This is a genomic window from Streptomyces sp. SAS_272, assembly GCF_052543235.1.
The window spans coordinates 1-22139 of the sequence record NZ_JBMNDR010000117.1; the positions used below are offsets into that span (position 1 = coordinate 1).

The 22139-nt window shown below is 73.0% G+C and carries 20 protein-coding genes; 11 read left to right on the forward strand and 9 right to left on the reverse strand.

Features of this window, described 5'->3' with window-relative positions; all coding sequences use genetic code 11:
* From ACN6LD_RS38330 to ACN6LD_RS38340, 3 genes are all read left to right on the forward strand, one after another.
* Positions 1–1367, forward strand: a 1367-nt coding sequence (locus ACN6LD_RS38330) for a tetratricopeptide repeat protein (RefSeq protein ID WP_445045572.1), incomplete at its 5' end; no start/stop codon positions are given.
* Positions 1364–3103, forward strand: a complete 1740-nt coding sequence (locus ACN6LD_RS38335; RefSeq protein ID WP_445045573.1) for a HoxN/HupN/NixA family nickel/cobalt transporter — start codon at positions 1364–1366, stop codon at positions 3101–3103. The genes ACN6LD_RS38330 and ACN6LD_RS38335, both read left to right, overlap by 4 nt.
* A gap of 60 nt (positions 3104–3163) precedes the next feature.
* Complete coding sequence (locus tag ACN6LD_RS38340; RefSeq protein ID WP_445045574.1) at positions 3164–4798, forward strand: serine/threonine-protein kinase; 1635 nt, start codon at positions 3164–3166, stop codon at positions 4796–4798.
* A 43-nt stretch (positions 4799–4841) separates the two neighbouring features.
* Here the strand turns inward: ACN6LD_RS38340 and ACN6LD_RS38345 are convergent, their stop codons facing one another.
* Positions 4842–5648, reverse strand: a complete 807-nt coding sequence (locus ACN6LD_RS38345; RefSeq protein WP_319195567.1) for an SGNH/GDSL hydrolase family protein — start codon at positions 5646–5648, stop codon at positions 4842–4844.
* Between the two features lie 308 nt (positions 5649–5956).
* On the opposite strand from ACN6LD_RS38345, the gene ACN6LD_RS38350 reads away from it, so the two are divergent.
* Together ACN6LD_RS38350 and ACN6LD_RS38355 are read left to right on the forward strand one after the other, a co-directional pair.
* Positions 5957–7051: a DUF5925 domain-containing protein gene (locus tag ACN6LD_RS38350; RefSeq protein WP_319195568.1), complete on the forward strand. Its 1095-nt coding sequence runs from the start codon at positions 5957–5959 to the stop codon at positions 7049–7051.
* A gap of 55 nt (positions 7052–7106) precedes the next feature.
* Positions 7107–7880 (forward strand): DUF72 domain-containing protein, encoded by a 774-nt coding sequence (locus ACN6LD_RS38355; protein WP_319195569.1) that lies wholly within the window; start codon positions 7107–7109, stop codon positions 7878–7880.
* Here ACN6LD_RS38355 and ACN6LD_RS38360 read toward each other — a convergent pair whose 3' ends face one another.
* Positions 7881–8249: a GntR family transcriptional regulator gene (locus ACN6LD_RS38360; protein WP_319195571.1), complete on the reverse strand. Its 369-nt coding sequence runs from the start codon at positions 8247–8249 to the stop codon at positions 7881–7883.
* Positions 8250–8319: 70 nt separating this feature from the next.
* On the opposite strand from ACN6LD_RS38360, the gene ACN6LD_RS38365 reads away from it, so the two are divergent.
* The gene (locus ACN6LD_RS38365) at positions 8320–9249 is read left to right on the forward strand and encodes a GNAT family N-acetyltransferase (RefSeq protein WP_319195573.1); all 930 of its coding nucleotides are present in this window, start codon (positions 8320–8322) and stop codon (positions 9247–9249) included.
* Positions 9230–9733, forward strand: a complete 504-nt coding sequence (locus tag ACN6LD_RS38370) for a DUF402 domain-containing protein (protein WP_319195575.1) — start codon at positions 9230–9232, stop codon at positions 9731–9733. Before ACN6LD_RS38365 ends, ACN6LD_RS38370 begins: the two co-directional genes overlap by 20 nt.
* A gap of 90 nt (positions 9734–9823) precedes the next feature.
* Here ACN6LD_RS38370 and ACN6LD_RS38375 read toward each other — a convergent pair whose 3' ends face one another.
* Positions 9824–10438 carry a class I SAM-dependent methyltransferase gene (locus ACN6LD_RS38375; RefSeq protein WP_319195577.1) on the reverse strand — a complete coding sequence of 205 codons (615 nt, stop codon included), beginning with the start codon at positions 10436–10438 and terminating at the stop codon, positions 9824–9826.
* Positions 10439–10578: 140 nt separating this feature from the next.
* Here ACN6LD_RS38375 and ACN6LD_RS38380 point away from each other — a divergent pair, with 140 nt between their 5' ends.
* Together ACN6LD_RS38380 and ACN6LD_RS38385 are read left to right on the forward strand one after the other, a co-directional pair.
* Positions 10579–10713, forward strand: coding sequence for a hypothetical protein (locus ACN6LD_RS38380; protein ID WP_107105240.1), 135 nt, complete (start codon positions 10579–10581; stop codon positions 10711–10713).
* A gap of 365 nt (positions 10714–11078) precedes the next feature.
* Complete coding sequence (locus ACN6LD_RS38385; protein WP_445045575.1) at positions 11079–12164, forward strand: lytic polysaccharide monooxygenase auxiliary activity family 9 protein; 1086 nt, start codon at positions 11079–11081, stop codon at positions 12162–12164.
* A gap of 76 nt (positions 12165–12240) precedes the next feature.
* On the opposite strand, the gene ACN6LD_RS38390 is transcribed toward ACN6LD_RS38385, so the two are convergent.
* Together ACN6LD_RS38390 and ACN6LD_RS38395 are read right to left on the reverse strand one after the other, a co-directional pair.
* Entirely contained in the window at positions 12241–13110 is an 870-nt protein-coding gene (locus tag ACN6LD_RS38390) for an esterase/lipase family protein (RefSeq protein ID WP_445045576.1), read from the reverse strand.
* 171 nt (positions 13111–13281) lie between these two features.
* On the reverse strand, positions 13282–13725 hold the full coding sequence (locus ACN6LD_RS38395) for a MarR family winged helix-turn-helix transcriptional regulator (protein ID WP_319198286.1): 444 nt from the start codon (positions 13723–13725) through the stop codon (positions 13282–13284).
* 90 nt (positions 13726–13815) lie between these two features.
* Here ACN6LD_RS38395 and ACN6LD_RS38400 point away from each other — a divergent pair, with 90 nt between their 5' ends.
* Positions 13816–14190: a cupin domain-containing protein gene (locus ACN6LD_RS38400; protein ID WP_319198288.1), complete on the forward strand. Its 375-nt coding sequence runs from the start codon at positions 13816–13818 to the stop codon at positions 14188–14190.
* A 185-nt stretch (positions 14191–14375) separates the two neighbouring features.
* Here the strand turns inward: ACN6LD_RS38400 and ACN6LD_RS38405 are convergent, their stop codons facing one another.
* On the reverse strand, positions 14376–15359 hold the full coding sequence (locus tag ACN6LD_RS38405) for a DNA polymerase Y family protein (protein WP_319198290.1): 984 nt from the start codon (positions 15357–15359) through the stop codon (positions 14376–14378).
* Positions 15356–18808: a DNA polymerase III subunit alpha gene (locus ACN6LD_RS38410; protein ID WP_445045577.1), complete on the reverse strand. Its 3453-nt coding sequence runs from the start codon at positions 18806–18808 to the stop codon at positions 15356–15358. The genes ACN6LD_RS38405 and ACN6LD_RS38410 overlap by 4 nt, the downstream gene beginning before the upstream one ends.
* 616 nt (positions 18809–19424) lie before the next feature.
* On the opposite strand from ACN6LD_RS38410, the gene ACN6LD_RS38415 reads away from it, so the two are divergent.
* Positions 19425–20474 (forward strand): DUF3533 domain-containing protein, encoded by a 1050-nt coding sequence (locus ACN6LD_RS38415; RefSeq protein ID WP_319192725.1) that lies wholly within the window; start codon positions 19425–19427, stop codon positions 20472–20474.
* 137 nt (positions 20475–20611) lie between these two features.
* Here the strand turns inward: ACN6LD_RS38415 and ACN6LD_RS38420 are convergent, their stop codons facing one another.
* Together ACN6LD_RS38420 and ACN6LD_RS38425 are read right to left on the reverse strand one after the other, a co-directional pair.
* Positions 20612–21694: a S1 family peptidase gene (locus ACN6LD_RS38420; protein ID WP_445045578.1), complete on the reverse strand. Its 1083-nt coding sequence runs from the start codon at positions 21692–21694 to the stop codon at positions 20612–20614.
* A gap of 243 nt (positions 21695–21937) precedes the next feature.
* On the reverse strand, positions 21938–22139 hold a 202-nt coding region (locus ACN6LD_RS38425), incomplete at its 5' end, for a hypothetical protein (protein WP_445045579.1).

Genomic DNA, 22139 nt, shown 5'->3' on the forward strand with positions numbered 1-22139 from the left:
GGGCCGCCGCCGTGCGGCGGGTGGGCGCGGCGGGCCGTCGCTGGCGGACCGTGCACCTCGGGGCGTGCGCCGCCATGCTGGCCGTCGCGCTCACCGCCGGTGCGGTCGCGCTCGGGGCGGTGCACGACCAGAGCGGGGTCCCCGTGGCGGCGGCCGCGGCGGTCTCCCCCGGGCTGCTCGCCGGCGGCGACCTCGACGCGAGCATCACCGCCCTGCAGGCCCATCTGCGCGCACAGCCCCGTGACTTCGGCGGCTGGGCCACCCTCGGGCTCGCCTACGTCGAGCAGGCCCGCACCAAGGGCGACCCCTCCCGCTACCCGCAGGCCGAGCAGGCCCTCAAGCGCTCCCTGGCCCTGCGCGCCGACAACGACCAGGCCCTGGCCGGCCGCGCGGCCCTCGCCGCCGCGCGCCACGACTTCGCCGGCGCCCTGTCCTTCGCCGACCGGACGCTGAAGCAGAACCCCTACAACGAACGCGCCCTGAGCTCCCGGATCGACGCCCTGGTCGAGCTCGGCCGCTATGACGACGCAGACGCCGCGGTCCGCACGGCGGACCGACGAAGGCCCGGGGTGCCGGTGTTCACCCGCTACGCCTACGTCCACGAGCTGCGCGGCGACGTCACGACCGCCCGCCGGGTCCTGGACCGGGCGCTGGCCGCGTCCAGTTCGCCCGGCGACATCGCCTACGTCGCCGCCCAGCTCGGTCAACTCGCCTGGAACCAGGGCGACTACGCGACCGCCCTCACCCACTACGCCCGCGCCCTCGCCGCCGACGAGAACTACCTCCCCGCGCTGGAGGGCCGCGCCCGCGCCCAGGCGGCGAGCGGACGGCAGGCGGAAGCCGTCAAGGGACTGGAACTCATCGTCGCCCGCTACCCGCTGCCCGGCCCGCTGGTCGAACTCGGCGAGCTGTACGAGGCCCGGGGCGGAGCGGGGGACGCGGCGAAGGCCGCCGACCAGTACGCCCTGGTCGACGCCTGGACCGCCATCGCCCGCGCCAACGGCGTCAACGCCGACCTCGACACCGCGCTCGCCGCCGCCGACCACGGCGACCGGGCCACGGCCCTGCGGGCGGCCCGCGACGACTGGTCCCGCAGGCACACCGTGCACACCGCGGACGCCCTCGCCTGGGCGCTGCACGTCAACGGCAGGGACGCCGAGGCTCTCCCCTACGCCCGGCAGGCCACGGCCACCGGTTACCGCAACGCGTCCTTCCTGTACCACCTCGGGGTGATCGAGAAGGCGACCGGCCATCCGCAGGACGCCCGTACCCACCTCTCCGCCGCCCTGAAGCTGAACCCCGGCTTCTCCGCACTGGGCGCCCGCGAGGCCCGTACGGCGCTCAAGTCGCTGGAGGCGACCAAGTGATCTCACGTCGTCTGTTCGCCTCCTGCGCGGCCGTGTTCACGGCCGGGTGCGCGCTCGTGCTGGTTCCTTCCGCCGCCGCGAGCGCGCACCCCCTCGGCAACTTCACCGTCAACCGCTACGACGGTCTCGTCGCCGCACCCGGGCAGCTGCGCGTCGACCACGTCGAGGACCTCGCCGAGATCCCGGCGACCCAGGCCAAGCCCGACATCGAGCGGCTGGGGATGGACGCCTGGGCGCGGGAGCGCTGCGCCACCGCCGCCGACGGCAGCAGGCTCACCGTCGACGGCCGGGCCGTGCCGCTCACCGCGGGCGTGAGCAAGGCGGTCGTACGTCCCGGTCAGGCGGGGCTCGACACGCTCCGCGTCGAGTGCCGGCTGACGGCTCCGCTGCCCGACGAGAACGCTGTCGCCCTCGCCTTCCACAGCGAGGGCGCCTCCACCGGACCCGGCTGGCGTGAGATCACCGCGCGCGGCGACCGGATGACGCTCACCGACTCCGACGTGCCGAAGAAGTCGGTCTCGCACGAACTGACCACGTACCCCAAGGAGTTGCTGTCCTCGCCGGCGGACACCGCGACGGCGTCCGTGACGGTGCGGCCCGGCGGCGCGGCTCTCGTCGAGGAGGGCCGGGACGCGCCGGCCGCGTCCGTGCTGCCCCGTGGCGCCGACCGGTGGACCCGGGCGCTGGACGACCTGGTCGCCCGACAGGACCTCACCGTCGGCTTCGCGGCGCTGGCCCTGGTGATCGCCGTGGTCCTCGGCGCGATGCACGCCGTCGCGCCCGGGCACGGCAAGACCATCATGGCGGCGACGGCGGCCGCGCGGGGCGGCAAGGCGCGGATGAAGGACGTCCTCCCGCTCGCCGCCTCCGTCACCGTCACGCACACCCTGGGCGTCGTCGCGCTCGGCCTGCTCGTCACCGCCGGTTCGGCCGCGGCGCCGTCGGTGATCGCCTGGCTGGGGCTGGCGAGCGGGGCGCTGGTGCTCTTCGCCGGCGCGACCCTCGCCCGTCGCGCCTGGCGCGGCCGAGGCGCGGGCGCCCCGCACGACCATGGCCACGACCACCCGCACCCGCACGGCGACGGTCATGACCACCCGCACGGCGACGGTCACGGTCACGACCACCCGCATCCCCCTGCGCCCGCGAAGACTCCCGAGCGTCAACTCGCCCTCGTCGGGGCCACCACCCCGCACACCCATGCCCATCACGACGCCGACCACAGCCACGGTCACGGCCACGACCACGGTCACGACCACGCGCAGGAACACGACCACAGCCACGACCACGCCCGGCCGCACGACCACGACCACCACCACGACCACGGCCGTCCGCACACCCACGGGGGTCACACGCACTCCCACGGCGGCCGCACCCACACCCACGCCGTCGCCCCCACCCTCCGCGGGACGCTCCTGCTCGGGTTCGCCGGAGGCATGGTGCCCAGTCCGTCCGCCGTGGTCGTGCTGGTCGGCGCGGCCGCGCTCGGCCAGGCCTGGTTCGGGCTGCTGCTCGTCGTCGCCTACGGCGTCGGGCTCGCGCTGACCCTGACCGCCGCCGGGTTCGCCGTCGTCCGGCTGGGCGCCGGCGCGACCCGCCTGCTGGAGCGGCAGCCGCGCTGGACGGGCCACCCGGCCGTGACCCTCGTCCGCCGCAACCTGCCCCTGTGGTCCGCGTTCCTCGTGGTGGCCCTCGGCGCCGGACTGGTGCTCAAGGGGGCCGCATCCGTACTCGGCTGAGCTACGTTTGTGGGGTTGCGGAGGCTTTCGCCCGGATGCGAAGAGCGAAATGGGGGCGCGGTGACGGAAGAACCGGGCAGTGAACGTCTGATCGCGGGCCGGTACCGGCTGCTGACACCGCTCGGCGAGGGCGGCATGGGCACGGTGTGGCGGGCGCGGGACGAGGTGCTGCACCGCGAGGTCGCCGTCAAGGAGGTCCGGGCCCCGCACGGGCTGGCGGCCTCGGACGTCGAGCGGCTGTACGCCCGGCTGGAGCGCGAGGCCTGGGCCGCGGCCCGGGTCGCGAACCGGAACGTCGTGACGGTGTACGACGTGGCCACCCAGGACGGGCGGCCGTGGATCGTCATGGAGATCGTGCACGGCATCTCCCTCGCCGACCTGCTGGACGCGCAGGGCCCGGTCGAGCCGGCGCGGGCCGCGCACATCGGCGCCGAGGTGCTGGCCGCGCTGCGGGCCGCGCACGAGGCCGGGGTGCTGCACCGGGACGTGAAGCCGGCGAACGTGCTGATGTCGAACGACGGCCGGGTGGTGCTCACCGACTTCGGCATCGCCACCGTCGAGGGCACCTCCGCGCTGACGATGACCGGCGAGGTCATCGGCTCCCCCGAGTTCCTCGCGCCGGAGCGGGCGCTGGGGCGCACGCCGGGGCCCGAGTCGGACCTGTGGTCGCTGGGGGTGCTGCTGTACGCGGCGGTCGAGGGCAACTCCCCTTTCCGCCACGACACCCCGCTGAGCACCCTGCGCGCGATCGTGGACGAGGAGCTGCCGCCGCCGCGCCGGGCCGGTCCGCTGGCGCCGGTGATCGAGGGACTGCTGCGCAAGGATCCGGCCGAGCGGCTGCCGGCCGACCGGGCCGAGCAGGATCTGCGGCTCGTCGCCGCCGGGGGCGCCCCCTCCGGGGGAGCCGATTTCCGCACCGACGGGGCCCGCACCGTGCCGTACACGGCGTTCCCGCCGACACCCGCGCCCCGCGGCGAACCGATGGGGCATGCGTCGACCGCCGCGACCCCACCCCAGCCCTGGTCGACGACGCCGCCGGCCACGTCGTCGACGGCCGCCGGGGAGCCGGACCGCGGCCGGCGGACCGGCACGGTCCTCGTCGTGGGCGTGCTGGCGCTTGCGCTGGCGGTCGCGGGGCTGACCTACGGGCTGCTGAACCACGACGACGGCGACAAGAGCGGGTCCGGCGGGGTCACCAACAGCGCTTCGGGGGTGGCGAGTCCGCCGCAGACGCAGCCGGAGACCAGCGCGCAGGCCGAGTCGCCCAGTCCGAGCCCGAGCCCGAGCGCCAGCTCCGAGGCGCCGAAGCAGACGGTCTCGGTCACCGTGACCGGCGCGCACACGGAGTACTCGGGCGAGTGCCCGCCGAAGGATGCCGACGCACCCGCCTTCACGGCGACGATCACGGTAGGGCAGCTGCCCGAGACGGTGTCGTACCGCTGGGTGTCGAAGGACGGCGAGCTGTCCGGGCAGACCTGGAAGACGCTCGAGTTCCCGTCGGACGGCGGGAAGTCCAAGCAGGACAAGGTGATCGTGTCGACGTACGCGGAGAGCGGGACGTACGAGAACGCGATCGCCGTCGAGGTGCGTGATCCGGTGAAGACGACGTCCGCATCGGTGCCGTTCTCGGTCACCTGCGAGGCGGCGGAGTCCCCGTCGGGCGGGACCAGCCCCTCGCCCTCGCCGTCGGAGTGAACCGGGCCTGACCACCGGTGCGGTGCGTCAGGCCCGGCGCGGATCAGGCCGCGCTGTTCAGAACCGGCAGATAGCCGCCCGACTGACCGGATGCGGTCGGGTGGTAGGACTCGCCGATGTCGAGCAGGTTGAGGCTGTGCAGCCAGGAGCTGCCCGAGCAGATCTCGTGGCCGCCGAACGAGCTGCGGACGTCGCCGAAGACGAAGCCGTGTGCGGCGGCGCGCCGGGCGGTGGCGGCGTCCAGGTAGTCTGCGGCGCCGTTGATCGCGGAGCGCTTCGCCTCGGACAGCCCCAGGCAGAGCGTGCCGAGTCGGTAGAAGCGCGGGTAGCCGATGACGACGACGCGCGCGTTCGGGGCCCTGTCGCGGATCGACGAGTAGACGGTGTCGAGTTTGCCGGGGAGCGTCGAGTCGACGTACGCCCTGGCGGTGTCGATGCGGGACAGGCAGGTGCTGTCGGAGCTGGTGACGCAGGTCGTCATGACGTCGGCGAAGCCCGCGTCGTTGCCGCCGATGGTGACGGTCACCAGAGCGGTGGAGGCGTTCAGGCCGCCGAGCTGGGTGGCCAGAAGATCACCCGTACGAGCGCCTGAACATGCCGCGAAGGTGAACGAGGACGGGGCGTGGGCGGCGTTCCAGAGGTAGGGGTACGCCTTGGTGCTGCGCTTGCAGCTGCCGCTGGAGCTGATGTAGCCGCCCGCTCCGACACCGGAGGAGTAGGAGTCGCCGAGCGCCACATAGCCGCCGCCGGCGGCGAGTTGGGATGCCTGCGCGGGGACCGACCCGGTGAGGGCGGCGCCGGCGGCGAGGAGGACTGAGCTGACGAATACGACAAGTCGGGAACGTCTCATGGAACCTCCCTTTAGCAGGATCTCTGCCATGACTGTCGTAGCAACTACGCGTGTTGACGGGAAGTGTCCATGCCAACTTTGCCGCCGACGGAGTGTGCCGTTCTGTAACGCTCACCGGACGGAGAGTCAGAAGCCGACCGGACGGAAAGTCAGGAGCCCACCCGGGCGAGGCCGTTCACACCCCGCCGGAGTCCGCCCCCGGCGGCCGGGACGGAACGGATCGAACAGACGAATCCGACACAACCGACACACCGCGCGCACCTCGGAAACCGGGTGCACAGGGAGGGCTCGTGCCGGATCATGGCGGCATGTCCGCACTCCCACACGACGCACTGCCGATCCGGCTCACCGTCGACGACTCCGACTCCCCGTCCGACGTCGTCGACGCGCTGTTCCTCGGCCGCTTCGCGACGGGCGAGCAGCCGTACTCGCACGCGGCGAACATCGACCGCGTGCGCTCCGGCGCGACCCTGCTGCCGCCGCAGGCCCGGGTGTTGCGCATGGCCCGCGACGACGACCGCAGCGCCACCCTGGCCGAGGGCGACGGCTGGACGCTGCTGATCTCCCGCTGGAACCGCGGCGCCGACGTCACGGTCACCGCGACCACCGCCGAACTGGCCGCGCAGGTGCTCGACGAGGCCACGGACGGCGCGGCGGACGAACCCGAGCCCCAGCCGGAGAACGTGACCATGGGGTTCTGGTACGTCTCCCCGCGGCGCGGCCCGCACCGCACCACCCGCCAGATCTCCGCGGGCACCTGGGACGAGGTGCGCCCCAACTACACGGCCCCGGTGGCCGAGGCGATGGACCGGCTGATGGGCACGACCCCGGAGAGCATCGCCGGCCGGCTGCTCCTGCTGCACGGCCCGCCCGGCACCGGAAAGACGTCCGCGCTGCGCACCCTGGCCCGCTCCTGGCGGGAGTGGTGCCAGGTGGACTGCGTGCTGGACCCCGAGCGGCTGTTCTCGGACGTCGGCTATCTCATGGACATCGCGATCGGCGAGGAGGACGGGGCCGGCAAGAGCCGCTGGCGGCTGCTGCTCCTGGAGGACTGCGACGAACTGATCCGCGGCGAGGCCAAGCACACGGCTGGCCAGGCGCTGTCCCGGCTGCTGAACCTGACCGACGGCCTGCTCGGTCAGGGCCGCAACGTCCTGGTCGGCGTCACCACCAACGAGGACCTGGAGCGCCTCCACCCCGCCGTGGTCCGCCCCGGCCGCTGTCTGGCCCGGATCGAGGTGGGTGCGCTGACCCGCCGGGAGGCCGTGGACTGGCTGGGCACGGAGGAGGGGGTGGGCCGCGAGGGCGCGACGCTCGCGGAGCTGTACGCGCTGCGCCGCGGCATCTCCCCCACCGCGCTGCCGGAGCCGCGCGGGGTGGCGGACGCGGGGCTGTACCTCTGAGCACCCGGCCGCCCCGCGCGGCCCCCCGACGGGCTTCGGGTGTTCTCATGGAGGTATGACGCTGCACGTCGGCACGTCGGGCTGGCAGTACAAGGACTGGAAGGACGTCCTGTATCCGGCGGACGTGCCCGTACGGCGGTGGCTGGAGGAGTACACCGGACACTTCGCCACCGTGGAGATCAACAACGCCTTCTACCGGCTTCCGTCCCGGGAGACCTTCGCGTCCTGGGCGGAGCGCGTCCCGCCGGACTTCGCCGTCGCGGTGAAGGCGAGCCGCTGTCTCACCCACATCAGACGGCTGAAGGACCCCGAGGAGCCGGTGCACCGTCTGATGACCCACGCCGCGGGTCTCGGCGGCCGCCTCGGCCCGGTCCTGCTCCAGCTGCCGCCGACCCTGCGGGCCGATCCCGCTCTGCTGGACGCCTGTCTGGCCTGCTTCCCGTCGGCCGCCCGGGTCGCGGTCGAGCCGCGCCACGCGTCGTGGTGGACGCCTCAGGTGCGGGAGGTCCTGCGCTCCCGGGGCGCGGCCCTGTGCTGGGCCGACAGCCGCTCGCGTGCGGTGACCCCGTTGTGGCGGACCGCCGGCTGGGGATACGTCCGCTTCCACCAGGGGCGCGCCCACCCCTGGCCGCACTACGGCCGCCGGGCCCTGGAGACCTGGCTGGACCGCATCGCGACGACCTGGCCGGACGACGCCGACGTCTACGCGTACTTCAACAACGATCCCGGCGGCGCGGCGGTGGCGGACGCGGCGCTGTTCGGGCGGACGGCGGCACGGGCGGGGCTGACGGTGACGCGCACCCCGAGCGGACTCGCCACGCGACGGTGATCACGCCCGGTAGGCCGCCCGCAGCGCTTCCCGGACGGCTGCGGCCGCCTGCTCCTCGCCGAGCCCCAGCCGCAGCACCCGTTCGGCGTACGCCTGTGCGGCTGCCGCGGCCTCTCGCTCCGCCGCCGGTCCCGCGGCGGCGACGACGGTGCCGTTGCGCCCCCGGGTCTCGATCACCCCGTCCGCCTCCAGCGCCCGGTAGGCCTTGGCGACGGTGTTCGCGGCGAGGCCGAGCGTCTCGGCCAGGCCGCGCACGGTCGGCAGCCGGTACCCGACGGGCAGCTCTCCCGACCGCGCCTGCTCGGCGATCTGCGCCCGGACCTGCTCGTAGGGCGCGGCACTCTCATCGATGTGGATCTTCAAGGTCACGGCCCGATTGTCCCGTACCCGCCGGAAAATGGGAGGCATCCGCGGGCCGCCTCTCCTAGCGTGGGCCCACATGACCGTCATCGTGCGCGATCTTGACCCCGGCGCAGACGCCGACATCGAGGGCTTCGTCCGTGTCCGGCACGCCGCGCTGCCGTACATGTACTTCAGCCGGGCGTCCGTGCTCCACCACCTCGCCCTGGCCCCGGCCGTCGCCCGCTACCGCGCGCTGGTCGCCGAGGCGGACGGCGAGGTCGTGGGCACGGCCCAGGCCGGCCTCGCGTACGACAGCCCGGAGCCGGGCCAGGGCTGGCTCAACGTGTACGTGGACCCGGCCCGCACCCGCCGCGGCGCGGGCACGCTGCTGGTGCGCGCCGCCGAGGAGCACCTGGCGGCCCACGGAGCGACCAAGCTGTTCGCCTGGGTCCTGGACCAGCCCGGCTACCGCGCCTTCGCCGAGCGGCACGGCTACCGGGCGAGCCGCTCGGGGCACTTCCTGGTGCTGGACCTGAAGCACACCGAGCTGCCGCCGCTGCGAAAGCCGCCGGCGGACGTCGAACTGCGCACCGCGGCGGACTTCGCGGACGACCCACGACCGTTGTTCACCCTCGACGCGGAGGCGGGCTCCGACGAACCGGGAGACATAGGGACCGAGTTCACGGACTACGAGGCGTGGATCGCCGAGTACTGGAAACACCCCCACCTCGATCTGGAACTGACCTCGGTCGCCGTGGCCGACGGTCGCCCCGTCGCGTTCAGCGTGGCCCACGCCGACGGCGCCGGGCGCTACAGCACCGCCATGACCGGCACCGTCCGCGACCACCGCGGCCGGGGCCTGGCGAAACTCGTCAAGAACGACTCCCTGCACCGCGCACGCGCGGCCGGGTACACGCGGGCGTACACCGCCAACGACGCGGACAACCAGCCGATGCTCGCGGTCAACCGGTGGTTCGGGTACGAGATCCGCGCGACGGAGGTGCGGTATGTCCGCGAAGTCGGCTGAGCCGGTGGGGGTGGTGGACGTCGTCCTGGTCAAGGGCGGGCGGACGAAGATCCGCTACCCGGCCGGGCTGCTGTCCGACGACGGCGTCCGGATCGCCGTGCGCGCCCCGTGGGCCGGTGACGGCGTACGCGACTTCGGCTTCGTGCGGTTCGAGGCGGGCGACGTCTTCACCGAGTTCTACTGGCGCGACCGCTGGTACTCGGTGAAGGAGGTCCGCGCCGCGTCCGGCGCCCTGAAGGGCTGGTACTGCGACATCGCCCGGCCGGCCGTGCGGTCCGGCGCGGAGCTCGTCGTCGAGGACCTCGACCTGGACCTGTGGCGCTCCGCCGACGGCACGGACGTCCGGCGCCTGGACGAGGACGAGTTCGAGGAGAGCGGACTCGCCCGGCGGGACCCGAGGGCTGCGGCCGCCGCGCTCGCCGCCCTCGACGAGCTGGAGGCGCTCGCCCGCACCGAGGGCGGACTGGAGTCGCTGCTGGCGTGACCCGCGGCCGGGGAACGGCGACCGTGTGCCGGCCGGCGCACCCCGAAGGCGTCAGCCGCCCGGGGAGGCCGCCGCCGGGCCGGCAGCGGCTCACACCGTCGCCACCACCGCGTACCGCTCGTCGTCCACCGGACCGCCCCACAGCAGCGCGTCCTGCGACAGCGGCTCCACACGCGCGTGTCCGGTCAGCGGGGCGAGCAGCGCTGTGAGCCGGTCCGCCGGTATGCCGACCGGGGTGACGGCGCCCCAGACGCCCTCGACCAGCACGAGCCGTCCACCGGGGCGCAGCAGACCGCACCAGTGCCGCAGGACGCGGGCGGGGTCGGGCAGCGCCCACAGCAGGTGCCGGACGAGCAGGACGTCGAACCGCTCGGCACCGACCGGGGGCGCCACCGCGTCACCGTGGAGGAACACCGCGTCACGCCCGGCGAGTTTGGCGCGGGCCAGGTCGATCATGGCCGGGGACAGATCCACGCCCGTCACACGGTGTCCCTGCTCGGCCGCGAGGAGCGCGAGGCTGCCGGTGCCGCAGCCGAGATCGAGCACGTCGCTCGCACGTTCCGGCAGCCAGGCGCGCAGTCGCCGGGCCCAGGCCGCGCGCACCGCGGGGTCGCGCAGGCCGTGGTCCGGCTCCTCGTCGAACGCGGCCGCCGCCGCGTCCCAGTCGACATCGGGCGAAGTGGCTTCGTCACTGTTTTCTCCCATGTGCCCCAGAGTGACACCCGCCACTGACAGTCGAATCGTGACACCCGCCACTGACAGAACGGGGGTTGATGAGGAACTCTCCCGGAAAGGGTCTACCTCCGTGAGAACGCGGAACTCGGTAGTCCTTGAAGGAGGCAGCCATGCGCCGCACCACCGTGCAGAAGCCCCTGAAGAAGACGGAATCCCGCAGGATCCGCGACGAGGCCGACGAACGGCCCGCCGGCCGCCCCGAGGTGCGCAAGGACATCGCCCGCACCTGGTGGCCGGACGGCTGAGCCCGCCCCCTTCAGGCCGCGTTCACTCCCCCCTGGCGTCGGGCAGGCCCCGGCGCGCGCGTATGGCTTCCACCGAAGTACGGCAGCGTCCGCCCGACGCCCAGGCCTTGGGCGTCCGGGCGGACGCTGCCGCTTCCGTCGCGCCTCGCGCCGGTGACGGACCCGCACCGCCGGCCGTCGGCCGCCGGGGCGGGCGATCTCCTCGCTCTCCGCTCCGGGAGCGGCGCCTACCTGATCCCAGGCTCAGCGCTTCCTTAACGCGGCCCTAAAGATCGCCGCCGACCGACCTCAGCGGGCCGTTTCGGGGTTTCTTGGTTCCGGTGCACCACGCACCGCCGTCTGTTCCGGTTCCGAGGAGATCCCCCATGCCCGCACGCCGAAAGGCCGTCGCCGCCGTCGCTCTCGGTCTGGCAGCGCCGGCCCTGGCCGCGCTGTCCGCCGCGCCCGCCGCCGCGCACGGGTCGATGGGCGATCCCGTCAGCCGGGTCGCGCAGTGCTACGCGGAGGGGCCGGAGAGCCCGAAGTCGGACGCCTGCCGGGCGGCGGTCGCGGCGGGCGGCGCCCAGGCCTTGTACGACTGGAACGGCATCCGCATCGGCGACGCGAACGGCCGCCATCAGGAGCTGATCCCGGACGGCAGGCTCTGCAGCGCGGGCGACGAGGAGTTCAAGGGCCTGGACCTGGCCCGCGCCGACTGGCCGGCGACCGCCGTCGACAGCGGCCCGTACGCGTTCCGATACCGCGTGACCGCCCCGCACAAGGGGACCTTCGAGGTCTACCTCACCAAGGCCGGTTACGACCCGGCCCGGCCACTGGCCTGGTCCGACCTGGACCTGGCGCATCCGGTGGCGACGGCGGTCGACCCGGTCGCGACGGGCGGCTTCTACACCTTCTCCGGAACCCTGCCCGAGCGTTCGGGCCGGCAGTTGCTGTACGCGGTGTGGCAGCGCTCGGACAGCCCGGAGGCGTTCTACTCCTGCTCGGACGTCACCTTCCCGGGAGGGGGCGCGCGAGCGGAGACGGGTTCGGGAACGGCAACGGGTTCGAGTTCGGGCACGGGCACGGGCACGGGCACGGGCACGGGCACGGGCGACGGTGCCGCGCCGGCCGCCTCCGCGCCCTCCGACGAGCAGATCCGGGACGGCGCCGGCCGGTCGTCGGTCGAAAACCACGGGCACGGCGACGACGACGCGGCCACGACGACGGATCCGACGGACCCCGGCACGCCGTCCGCCGACGGCGGTGCGCGCGACGGCACGGGCGCCTCCGCGAACGCGCCGCGGGCGGCCGGCGCCCGAGCCGGTTCGGGCGAGCGTCTTGCGCGGACCGGCGGGGACGGCAGCGCCTCGTATCTCGCGGTGGGCGGCGCGGCCGTCCTGGCGCTGGGCGCGGCCCTGCTGTTCGCGTCGGTGCGCCGACGGGCGGCGTCCGCCGGGCGGCACGTCCGCTGAGACGGCGGACGACACGGACTCCGGGGCCTGACCGGCGGCTCAGGCCGGACAGGCCCCGGCGAACCCGGCCCGCGCGTCAGCTCAGGACCGACGCGCAGGTGGTGGCGGTGGCGTGGGCCGGGTCGAGCGCGTTGGCCACCTCGTGGAAGGCGATCCGGTCGAGCAGCCCGATCGCCAGGTGCTCGGAGAGGTCCAGCGGGCACAGATCCTGGAGCAGGACGTTGCGCACGTTCGATCCGCTGAGGAACTGGGTGCGCCACGGCGTGACGACTTCGTCGTGCCGGGTGGCGATGACGGTGTAGCGGACGCCGGGGACGGTGTCTCCGCCCTCGTTGAGCTCGGTGAGGAAGTCCGACCCGACGATCTGGTCGGCGAGGCCCGGGGTGGCGGCCGAGAGCAGGTCCTCGGCGCCCGGGAAGTAGGGCAGCAGACGGGTGAGACCGCTGAGTGTGGTGCCGTGGTTGTCGGGGGCGATCCCGACCAGCGCGTCGACCTTGGCGGCTCCGCCGAGGAACTTCAGGTAGTAGCGCGGCATCATGCCGCCCTGGGAGTGGCCGACGAGGTCGGCCTCGGCGGCGCCGGTCGCGGCGAGCACCTTGTCCACGAAGGCGGAGAGCTGGCCGGCCGATTCGGCGATGGGGCCGAGGCCGTTGAAGAGCGGGACGCCCGGCAGCTGGCCGTAGTCGACGGAGAAGACGCAGTAGCCGCGGACCGTCAGGTAGGGGGCGAGAGCCAGCCAGTTGTCGACGGAGTTGCCGAGAGTGCCGTGCACGAGGACGACGGGGTGGGGGTGGGCTGCGGAGGGCTTGCAGCGGTAGTCGTTCCAGCCGCTCGAGGGGGCGGCGGCGGTGTCGGTCGAGGCGTGGGCGGCGGCGGGGACGGTGGCGGCCGCGGCGGCCAGCAGCAGGGCGGCGAGCGGTCTGAACACACGATTCCAGGGCAGCATCGAGTGATCTCCTTGCGGCTCAAGGGAGGTACGAGGGCCGTACGCCCTGTGATCCGGATCACGGGATGCTGTTCACTTGTCAAGTTACGGACGAGTAGCTGAAGTGTGAAGTTACGCGTCAGTAAAAACTTCCAGTGGTAGTCGACGCCTGGACGGCCCACCGACGATCCGTCACCAGACCGGCCTGATCGGACCGTAGGGGGCGATGCGCGACAAACGGTCGTACAGCACGCGCACTTCACCCTCGCCGAGCACATCGGTCCACGCCCGCACCGCCTCGGCCGCGGCCTCCTCCGCCGCGCGGGTGCACTCCCAGCCGCGCTCGGTGAGGACGATCAGCCGGGCGCGCGCGTCCACGGGATGCGGCCGGCGCTCGACGTACCCCTTGCGCACGAGCTCGTCGACGAGCTGGCTCGCGGCCTGTTTGGTGACCCCGAGATGGGCGCCGACTTCGGAGACCGTCGCGCCGTCCGGGGCCAGCCGGGCGAAGGTGAAGCCGTACGAAGGCCTCGCCTCGAAGCCGCGGGCGACGACGCCGTCATTGATGCGCCGGGTGAGCTCACCGGCGGCGGCGAGCAGGGCGGCGGACAGGGCGAGAGCTTCGGAGTTCTGCACATCCGCAATGAAACACCCTTGACAGGAAAGTCAAGCAGGTTGACCATTGACCTGCTTAGTCAACCTACTTGACCATTTTAGGGAGTCACCATGCCTGTCGTCCGTTCGTCGGAGGCCGTCACCCACGAGATCCACGGAGCCCGCTTCGTCTCGTACGCCACCCCGCTCAGCGGAAGCAAGGAGCTCTGCGCCTGGCGGGGCGAGATCCCCGCGGGCACGAAGGCGCCCGCGCACACCGTCAACCGGGAGGAGATCTTCCATCTGCTCGTCGGCGAGCTGCTCGTCACCCTCGACGGGCGCACCGAGCGGATCACCGCCGGCGACACGCTGATCGTCAATCCGGGCGCGACCCTGGCCGTGGAGAACCCGACCGATCACACCGCGCTCTCCTGGGTCACCACCTCCATCGGCCTGGAGGCGGAGCTGGCCGACGGGACCCGGATCACTCCCCCGTGGGCCAACTGACCCTCCCCCCATGGCCGGACCGAACCACCTCCGCGTCCTGGGCGGCCGAGCCCGTCGGCGCGGGCGGGCCCTGCGAACCGTCGAGCCGACTGCGCGCCGGACCGTCGCCGCTTGCGCCCGCGCCGGGGACGGGAACTGCCATGCCTCAGGACACCGCCTTCGCCAGGAACCAGTGGCTCGCGGCGTCAGTGGTCAGCCAGAGCGGCTGGACGTACAGCCTCTGCCCCGAAGCGTCGACGGGCACGGTCGGCTGCGGCTTCGGCTGCGCGGGCACGAGCGTCACCGGGATCCAGAGAGAGCTGACGGCAGGCATGGCCGGCGGGCAGCAGATCGTCGGCGCGGATCACGAAGGCGCGGACTCTCGCTCGCTGCAGCCCGAGGCTGGTCAGCAGACCCAGGGCGGCCGCTACGAGGGTGGGTGAGTGATTGGCGGGTTCCGGCAGCTTGCGTGTACGCGTGGTGGAACTACGGTCGGCGTATCGCACTGTGAGGGTGAGCCCGCCGGCGATCCGGCTTTCGCCGCGGAGGCGTTGGCCGACCTGGTCGGCGAGTCCCAGGACGGCTCGATGGTGCTGCGCCGGATCGAGGCAGTCCCGTTCCAGCACGAGGTCGGCGACCAGATGCGCTGCCGGTTCCGACGGGACTACGGGGCGAGGATCGTGACCGCGGGCACGCTCGATCAGCAGACGAGCAGGGCCTGCGCCGAGAAGCCGTTGCAGGGTCCCCGCGGGCAGGTCGGCGACCTGCCCGATGGTGTGCAGCCCATACCTGCCGAGCGTCTCCGCCGTGACACGGCCGATCCCGGGCAGCGCCGTGACCGGCCGCGGATACAACCAGTCGACCACTTGCCCGGCCGGGACCCAGGTGGTCTCACCCGGCGCGGACGCGTCGGCGGCCATCGTCGCCAGCATCCGGTTGCCCGCGAGGCCGGCGCTGCTGTCGACGCCGTAGAGGGCTTTCAGCCTGAGCTTCGCCAGCTGGACGACGTCATAGGGAGACAGGTCGAAGTATCTGAGCGCGGACGTCAGGTCGAGTTGGACGGCGTTGGGCGGTACGGCCTGGACATGGGGCGTCACACCGGACATCAGTTCGACTGCATCGGCGTACTGCTCCCCCGTCAGCGAGGCGTGCAGATGGAGGTGGGCGATGTGCCGCTGACGCCCGCTCATCCCGCGCTCCCCGGGCTGCGGTGGCCGAACTTCTTCAGGTCGGCCGAGCGGGTTCCGGCCGGCTGGAGGTCGGCGTACGGGTGGAGGCGGGCGCCGGTCGTGCCGTTGTCCAGGGTGCGGTGCGGCTGGGCGGGGGTCGGGTGCGGGCGGGTCTCGCCCAGGAGGGCGAGGGCGGCCTCGGGGCCGTGGTCGCGGCGGGCGGCGGCGATCTCGTCCAGGTCCCAGGCCATGGTGCCGACGACGGTGCGGCGGGTGCCGCGCACCTGGACCGTGCCACGCACCAGCAGCAGCCCGCTGTGGAAGACGGTGTGCGCGCAGGCGGGATGGGAGTCCTCGAAGAAGGCCAGGTCGACCAGGCCGGACCCGTCTTCCAGGGTGACGAAGATGATCCGCTTGCCGCTGGCGATCGGCGGGGTCTGGGTGGAGGCCCGTACGCCGGCGACCAGGACCTGCTGACCCGCGCGGAAGCCCGACAGGTGCGCCGCGTCGGTCGCGCCGATCTCGCGCAGCAGCCTGTGATGGTGCTCCATGAGGTGCTTGGAGACATCGATGCCGAGGGTGTTCAACTCGGCACTCAGCGCTTCGCGTCCGGTCATCTCCGGCAGCCCGCTCGGCTCCGCGCCGCCGACGGCACCCGCGTCGATGGGCAGTTGACCCTCGTGCGCGTGACGGGTGCGGGACTGTCGGTGCAACTCCGCTATCTGGAGCAGGAGATCACGTCGGGTGAGGCGGCCGTCGTGGAGGCAGGTCAACGCGCCTATCTCCGCGAGACGTTCGGCGATCGGCCTGCTGGGGCGGGCCCGCTGCCAGAAGTCCGACAGCGATCCGTACGGCTGCCCCTCCTCTGTACGCATGCACTCCGCTTCGCTGATGCCGTGCACCGCCGACAGGGCGAGACGTACGCCCCACTGGTCGCTGTCGGTCTTCTCCGCGGTGTGCCTCCCCCGGGAACGGTTGACGTCGACGGGCAGGACCTGCACGCCGCCCCGGCGGGCGTCGGCGACCAGGACCCGCTTGGGCCACATCCCGGGGTCGTGTTCGAGCAGGCCGGCCAGCAGGAACGCCGGATAGTGGGCCTTGAGCCAGGCGCTCTGCAGGGCCGGCACGGCGAACGCGACCGCGTGCGCCCGGCAGAAGCCGTACGCGCCGAAGGCCTCGACGGTCCTCCACACCTCGTCCCGGACGGCCGCGCTGTAGCCACGCGTGCGTGCCCGCCGGTGGAACCAGTCCCTGATCCTGGGCAGTTGCTCCCTGTCGCCGAGGGCCCGCCGGGTGATCTCCGCGAAGGCCCGGTCGCAGCCGGTCAGCACCCGCAGGGTCTCGATGATCTGCTCGTGCCAGATGGTCACGCCGTAGGTGTCGGCGAGCACCGGCTCCAGGTCCGGATGCGCGTACGACGGCGCACCCCCGTGCCGGGCCGCGATGTACCGCTCGGGCATGCCGCCGGCGACCGGCCCGGGGCGGAAGAGGCTGATGTCGGCGATGACGTCCTGCACGTCGCGGGGCTGCAGCCGGGACAGGAGATCCTGCTGGCCGGGCGACTCCAGCTGGAACAGGCCCAGGGTCCGGCTCTCCTGGATGAGCTTGAAGGCGAAGACGTCGTCGAGCGGCACCTGCCCGGGGTCGTCGAGGTCGATGGACGTGCCGGTGGCGCGTTCGATCTCGGTGACGGCGTGGGCCATCGCGGACTGCATCCGTACGCCCAGGACGTCGAGTTTGATGTTGCCGAGCGCCTCGATCTCCTCCTTCGCCGCCATCGCCATCGGGTAGTCGCCCTGCGGGGTGGGCTGCACCGGCAGCCGGTCCAGCAGGGTCGCGTCGCTGATGACCACACCGCAGGGGTGCATGGCCATGCCGTGCACCAGGGAGTCGAGGCCCTCGGCCAGCTCCCACAGGGGTCCGTAGCGGTGGGCCTCGGCGGCCAGCTGCCGCAGTTCGGGCAGTTCGGCGAGCGCGCCGGTGATGTCGCAGGCCCGCAGGTGGGGGAAGCTCTTGGCGATCCGGTCGACCTCGGCCGGGGCGATCCCGAGCGCGAGGCCGGTGTCGCGCAGGGCCCGACGGGCACGGTAGGTCTCGGGCATCGCGGTGACCGCGACCCGTTCCTTGCCGAACCGCTCGAAGATCGTGTCGTAGCACTCCAGTCGTCGCGCGGACTCCACGTCGATGTCGATGTCGGGCAGCGAGGCCCGGCGCTCGCTCAGGAAGCGTTCGAACAGCAGACGGTGGTCGAGCGGGTTGGCCGTGGCGATACCCAGCGCGTGACAGACCATCGACCCGGCGCCGGATCCGCGTGCCGCGACCCGGATGCCCTTGGCCCGGATGTCGGCCACGACCTGACCGACGGCAAGGAAGTACGAGTCGTAGGACAGCGTGGAGATCACTTTCAGCTCTTCGGCCATCCGCTCGAGCGCGGCGCGGTCCCGGTCGAGACCGCGTCGGGCCAGGCCGGCCTCGCACTGCCGGCGCAGCAGTCGGGCAGCTCCTCCCGTTCTTGGCTCAGCCCCGAAGAGCGAGGGTTCCGGAAAGTGCGGCGTACCGAGTCCGAGGTCCGCCACCGGGTCGACGGCGCACTCGGTCGCCGTGGCGACGGTGTCCGCCATCAGGCGCCGGATCCGACGGACGTCCGTCCCCGCGGACTCGGCGATCATCCGCGCCACGCTCGCCATTCCTCTCTCGTCCTTGAGCCAGCGCTGCCCACTGTCCAGGTGACGCCGGTCGATGGGGCGCAGTAGCCGCGCGGCGTCCAGGACATCGGCAAGGCGGTGCTGGTCCGGGTCGGCGTAGCGGACGGCGTTGGAGAGGATCGCGGTGGTGTGGGTGCGATCGGCCAGGGCCAGGGTGCGGGCGGCCAGACGCAAGGATCCCGGACCGGTGCCGGAACGTTTCTGCGCAACGACTTCCAGTCGGACGCCCCTCCCGAAGATCTCCTTCCAGGGCGCCAGCAGCTTCATCGCGACATCCTCCCGCCCCACCGACAGGGCACGCACCGGTTCCGAGAGCGGCCCGAGCAGCACGGTCAGACCGGGACCGCCGTACTCGCGAAGGGCATCCCACGGCACCACCGGCGCCGTACCGGACACGGCACCGACATGGGCGGCCGAGGTGATGCGGCACAGCCGCGCCCATCCCGCCCGGTCATGGGCGAGCAGCACGAACCGCAGGGTCGGCTCGACGACGTGCGCGCCGCCGCGCGCCGGGGTGCGGCGGCGCCGGGCGGGCGGCGCGGGTGCGAGAGCCTCCACCGCGAGGTCGATACCGAAGATCGGCCGGACCCCGTCTTTCGCACACGCCTGCGCAAACCGGACGGCACCGGTGACCGTGTCCCGGTCGGTGAGCGCGAGCGCCGCCATGCCCCGCTCGGCCGCCCGCCGGGCGAGGTGCTCGGGCTGGGCGGCGCCGTAGCGGACGGAGTAACCGGACGCGACGTGCAGATGGGCGAAGCCCGTCATGCCACACCTCCATCACTCCACCCCTTTTCGGCCATAAGCCCGATATGTTCATCGTACGCTCGTTCGATTACTCTAACCCCATCAGCACCGGTCAGCGACCAGATTCGAACATGCTGACGATTATTTTGGCGAGGTCGGAGCGTCCGGAAACAGCCACCGCTCGCCACCTCCCCGACGCGGCAGAGCAGTTGAGGGAAAACGCCCTCGCGCCGCACCTCCGAGCACCCCAGGGCATACGGGCGGCCTCGGACCGGCCCCGGCGGCGGCTCCCGGCACGACTCCCCCGAGTCGAGAGCCATGCACAGCCACGCCTGCCCGGCCATGCCCCAGGAGGCAAGAGATGCCGAGGGCGTCCCGAGCACGGGGATCGAAGACGGTGTGCAGACGCGTGAGCCCCGGCGGCCGCGGGGTGCGCGGCAGTTCCGCGCCGGCGGTCCGCACCGCACACGCATCCGCAACTCCAGATTCGAACACCAGTTCAGAACATCCCGGCCCCTCCCCGCTGTGGACCCCGAATTCGATCCCCGTCGTGGATCTCGAATTCCGAACATCTGCACGACAGCCGTTCGGACGCCTCCCACCTGCGGAAACACCTCGCACCCCGGACCGTGGGGACATGACGCAGACGACCGGGCCCGACGCGCCCCGCGCCCCCTCGCGCGGCTCCTTCCTCGACGAGGTCAAGGACGCCGTCACCCCACGGGCCACGCTGCTGGTCGTCGGCGTGGTCGCCCTCCATCTGCTCTTCATCGCCTCCTACGTGGGGGCGCTGCACGACCCGAAGCCGAAGGACGTGCCCTTCGGGGTCGTCGCGCCGGGGGCGGCCGCCCGGCAGACCGTGGCCCGGCTGGAGAGGCTGCCCGGCAGTCCGCTGGATCCCCGCACGGTGGCCGACGCCGCGACGGCCCGGAAACAGATCATGAACCGGGAGATCGACGGGGCCCTGATCGTCTCCCCGTCGGGCGCCACCGACACCCTGCTGGTGGCCACCGGCGGCGGAAAGGTCCTGGCCGCCACCCTGGTGACGCTCACCACCACCCTGGAGAAGTCCGAGGCGCGCACCCTGCGGACCCTCGACGTGGTCCCGGCCGACCGGGAGGACGCCAACGGGCTGTCATCGTTCTATCTGGCCGTCGGCTGGTGCGTGGGCGGCTATCTGTGCGCGTCGATCATGGTGATCAGTTCGGGCGCCGGGAGCTCGACCCCACGGCGCGCGGTGATCCGGCTGCTCGCCATGGTCGCCGTCGGGATCGTCGGCGGACTCGGCGGCGCTCTGATCGTCGGTCCGGTCCTGGGCGCACTGCCGGGCGGTGTCGCGGCCTACTGGGGGCTCGGCGCGCTGATCATCTTCGCGGTCGGCGCGGCCACCCTCGCCTTCCAGGGCGTCTTCGGGCTCGCCGGGGTCGGGCTGGTCATCCTGCTCGTGGTGATCCTCGGCAACCCGAGCGCGGGCGGCGCCCTCCCGCCCCCGCTGCTCCCGCCGTTCTGGCGGGCGATCGGCCCGGCGCTGCCGCCGGGCGCGGGGACCTGGGCGGCGCGCTCGATCGCCTACTTCCAGGGCAACGACATGACCGCGGCCCTGCTGGTGCTGTCGGCGTGGGCGGTCGGAGGGGTCGTCGTCACGCTGCTCGCGGCGACGCTGCGCACCCGGCGCAGAACGGCATGAGGCCCCGCCCCACGCATGCGCGGGGAGCGGGACCTCCGACGGGTCGGGGCGGACCCCCGGGCCGGGGCTCCGCCCCGGGCCCAGGCCGGGGTCAGGCCCGGGCCCAGGCCGGGGTCAGGCCCGGGCCCAGGCCGGGGTCAGCCGATCTGCGTCCCGGTGGCCGACAGCGCCTCCGTCACCGGCTGGAAGAACGTCTCCCCACCGGCCGTGCAGTCGCCGCTGCCGCCCGAGGTCAGGCCGACAGCGCTGCTGCCCGAGAAGAGGGAACCGCCGCTGTCGCCGGGCTCGGCGCAGACGTCGGTCTGGATGAGGCCGTCGACCACGTCGCCGTTGCCGTAGTTCACCGTGGCGTCGAGGCCCGTGACCGTGCCGGAGTGGACCTGCGTGGTCGACCCGCTGCGGGTGACCTTCATGCCGACGGTCGCCTCGGCGGCGCCGGTGATGGCCTGCGCGGAGCCGTTGTAGAGGTTCACCTCGCTCGGGTGGGCGACCTCGGCGGTGTACTTGACCAGGCCGTAGTCGTCGCCCGGGAAGCTGGAGACCTCATTGGCGCCGATCTGCGCGCCTGAGGAGTCCGACCAGGTGGAGATGGCGTCCGTGCAGTGCCCGGCGGTCAGGAAGTACGGCTCGCCGCCCTTGACCACGTTGAAGCCGAGCGAGCAGCGCCCGGTGCCCCCGGTGATCGCGTCGCCGCCGGCCACGAAGGGCGTGTACTCCCCCTTCGTGCGCTGGAGTTCCACGGTCTCGCCGAGCCCGGCGACGACCTTGGAGAGGGTGGCCCACTCGGCCTCGGAGACGGTGCGGTCGGCGGTGACGACGACCTTGTTGGCGGTCGGGTCGGTCACCCAGGCGGTGCCCGGGATGCTCGCGTCCGACGCCAGCGTGGCGCGGGCGCCGGTCAGTTCGGCGAGGGAGTTCTCGACGAGTCTGGCCTTGGCGCCGGCCGCCTCGACGGTCTTCGCCGCGGCCTTGTCGAGGACGTTCACCACCAGGCTCTTGCTCTTCGCGTCGTAGTACGTGCCCGCCGCGTCGGCGCCGAGGTCCCGGCCGAGCGACGAGGCGAGCTTTCCGGCCGCGAGGGCCGAGAGCGGGGCGGGCTGCGAGGTCTTCGCAGGTTCGCTGGCGTTCGCAGTCTGGAAGGTCACTCCTGCCGCGACGAGCGCTGCGACGCCCGCTCCCGCCATGGCCGCCCGTCGCCGGGGTATGCGTCGGTGCTGCAACTCGGTTCCTCCTGTGGGGGGGGGTCGGCGCGGGCGGCCGTGGGGACCGCGGCGGGCCGGAAGGCTGGTGGACGGCCGCCCACTCTTCCGAATTGCACAGGGAGCACACAAGGTCGACTTCAGGACGCGCACAGGGTGAGCACCGCGCGCCCTCCCCGCCTTCACCGCCCCTGCACCTCGGCAGGTCACCGGTGGGCAGCCGCAGGGGAATTCGCACAGCAAACGCTACGGGTGAGTAACCCCTCACACCGCGCCGATCTCCGACGGGCCGGCTCCTGGCCGGAATCCGCCGCCACGGCGGGCGGCGCAGGTGGTGAAGTCGTCGAGGGTGTGGAGGACGTCGGGGGAAGCGGTTGCCGCCGTGTGCAGGCTCCGCGAAGCGCGGCGGCTCCCCTGGGACGCAGCCCGCCCCGCGGACAAGGGCGAGCCCCCGCACGCCGGTTGC

Coding starts and splice junctions, on each gene's coding strand:
- ACN6LD_RS38345 (WP_319195567.1), bottom strand. CDS start 5,648: ATGAGACGTTCCCGACTTGTCGTATTCGTCAGCTCAGTCCTCCTCGCC.
- ACN6LD_RS38350 (WP_319195568.1), top strand. CDS start 5,957: ATGTCCGCACTCCCACACGACGCACTGCCGATCCGGCTCACCGTCGAC.
- ACN6LD_RS38355 (WP_319195569.1), top strand. CDS start 7,107: ATGACGCTGCACGTCGGCACGTCGGGCTGGCAGTACAAGGACTGGAAG.
- ACN6LD_RS38365 (WP_319195573.1), top strand. CDS start 8,320: ATGACCGTCATCGTGCGCGATCTTGACCCCGGCGCAGACGCCGACATC.
- ACN6LD_RS38370 (WP_319195575.1), top strand. CDS start 9,230: ATGTCCGCGAAGTCGGCTGAGCCGGTGGGGGTGGTGGACGTCGTCCTG.
- ACN6LD_RS38375 (WP_319195577.1), bottom strand. CDS start 10,438: ATGGGAGAAAACAGTGACGAAGCCACTTCGCCCGATGTCGACTGGGAC.
- ACN6LD_RS38380 (WP_107105240.1), top strand. CDS start 10,579: ATGCGCCGCACCACCGTGCAGAAGCCCCTGAAGAAGACGGAATCCCGC.
- ACN6LD_RS38385 (WP_445045575.1), top strand. CDS start 11,079: ATGCCCGCACGCCGAAAGGCCGTCGCCGCCGTCGCTCTCGGTCTGGCA.
- ACN6LD_RS38390 (WP_445045576.1), bottom strand. CDS start 13,110: ATGCTGCCCTGGAATCGTGTGTTCAGACCGCTCGCCGCCCTGCTGCTG.
- ACN6LD_RS38400 (WP_319198288.1), top strand. CDS start 13,816: ATGCCTGTCGTCCGTTCGTCGGAGGCCGTCACCCACGAGATCCACGGA.
- ACN6LD_RS38405 (WP_319198290.1), bottom strand. CDS start 15,359: ATGAGCGGGCGTCAGCGGCACATCGCCCACCTCCATCTGCACGCCTCG.
- ACN6LD_RS38410 (WP_445045577.1), bottom strand. CDS start 18,808: ATGACGGGCTTCGCCCATCTGCACGTCGCGTCCGGTTACTCCGTCCGC.
- ACN6LD_RS38415 (WP_319192725.1), top strand. CDS start 19,425: ATGACGCAGACGACCGGGCCCGACGCGCCCCGCGCCCCCTCGCGCGGC.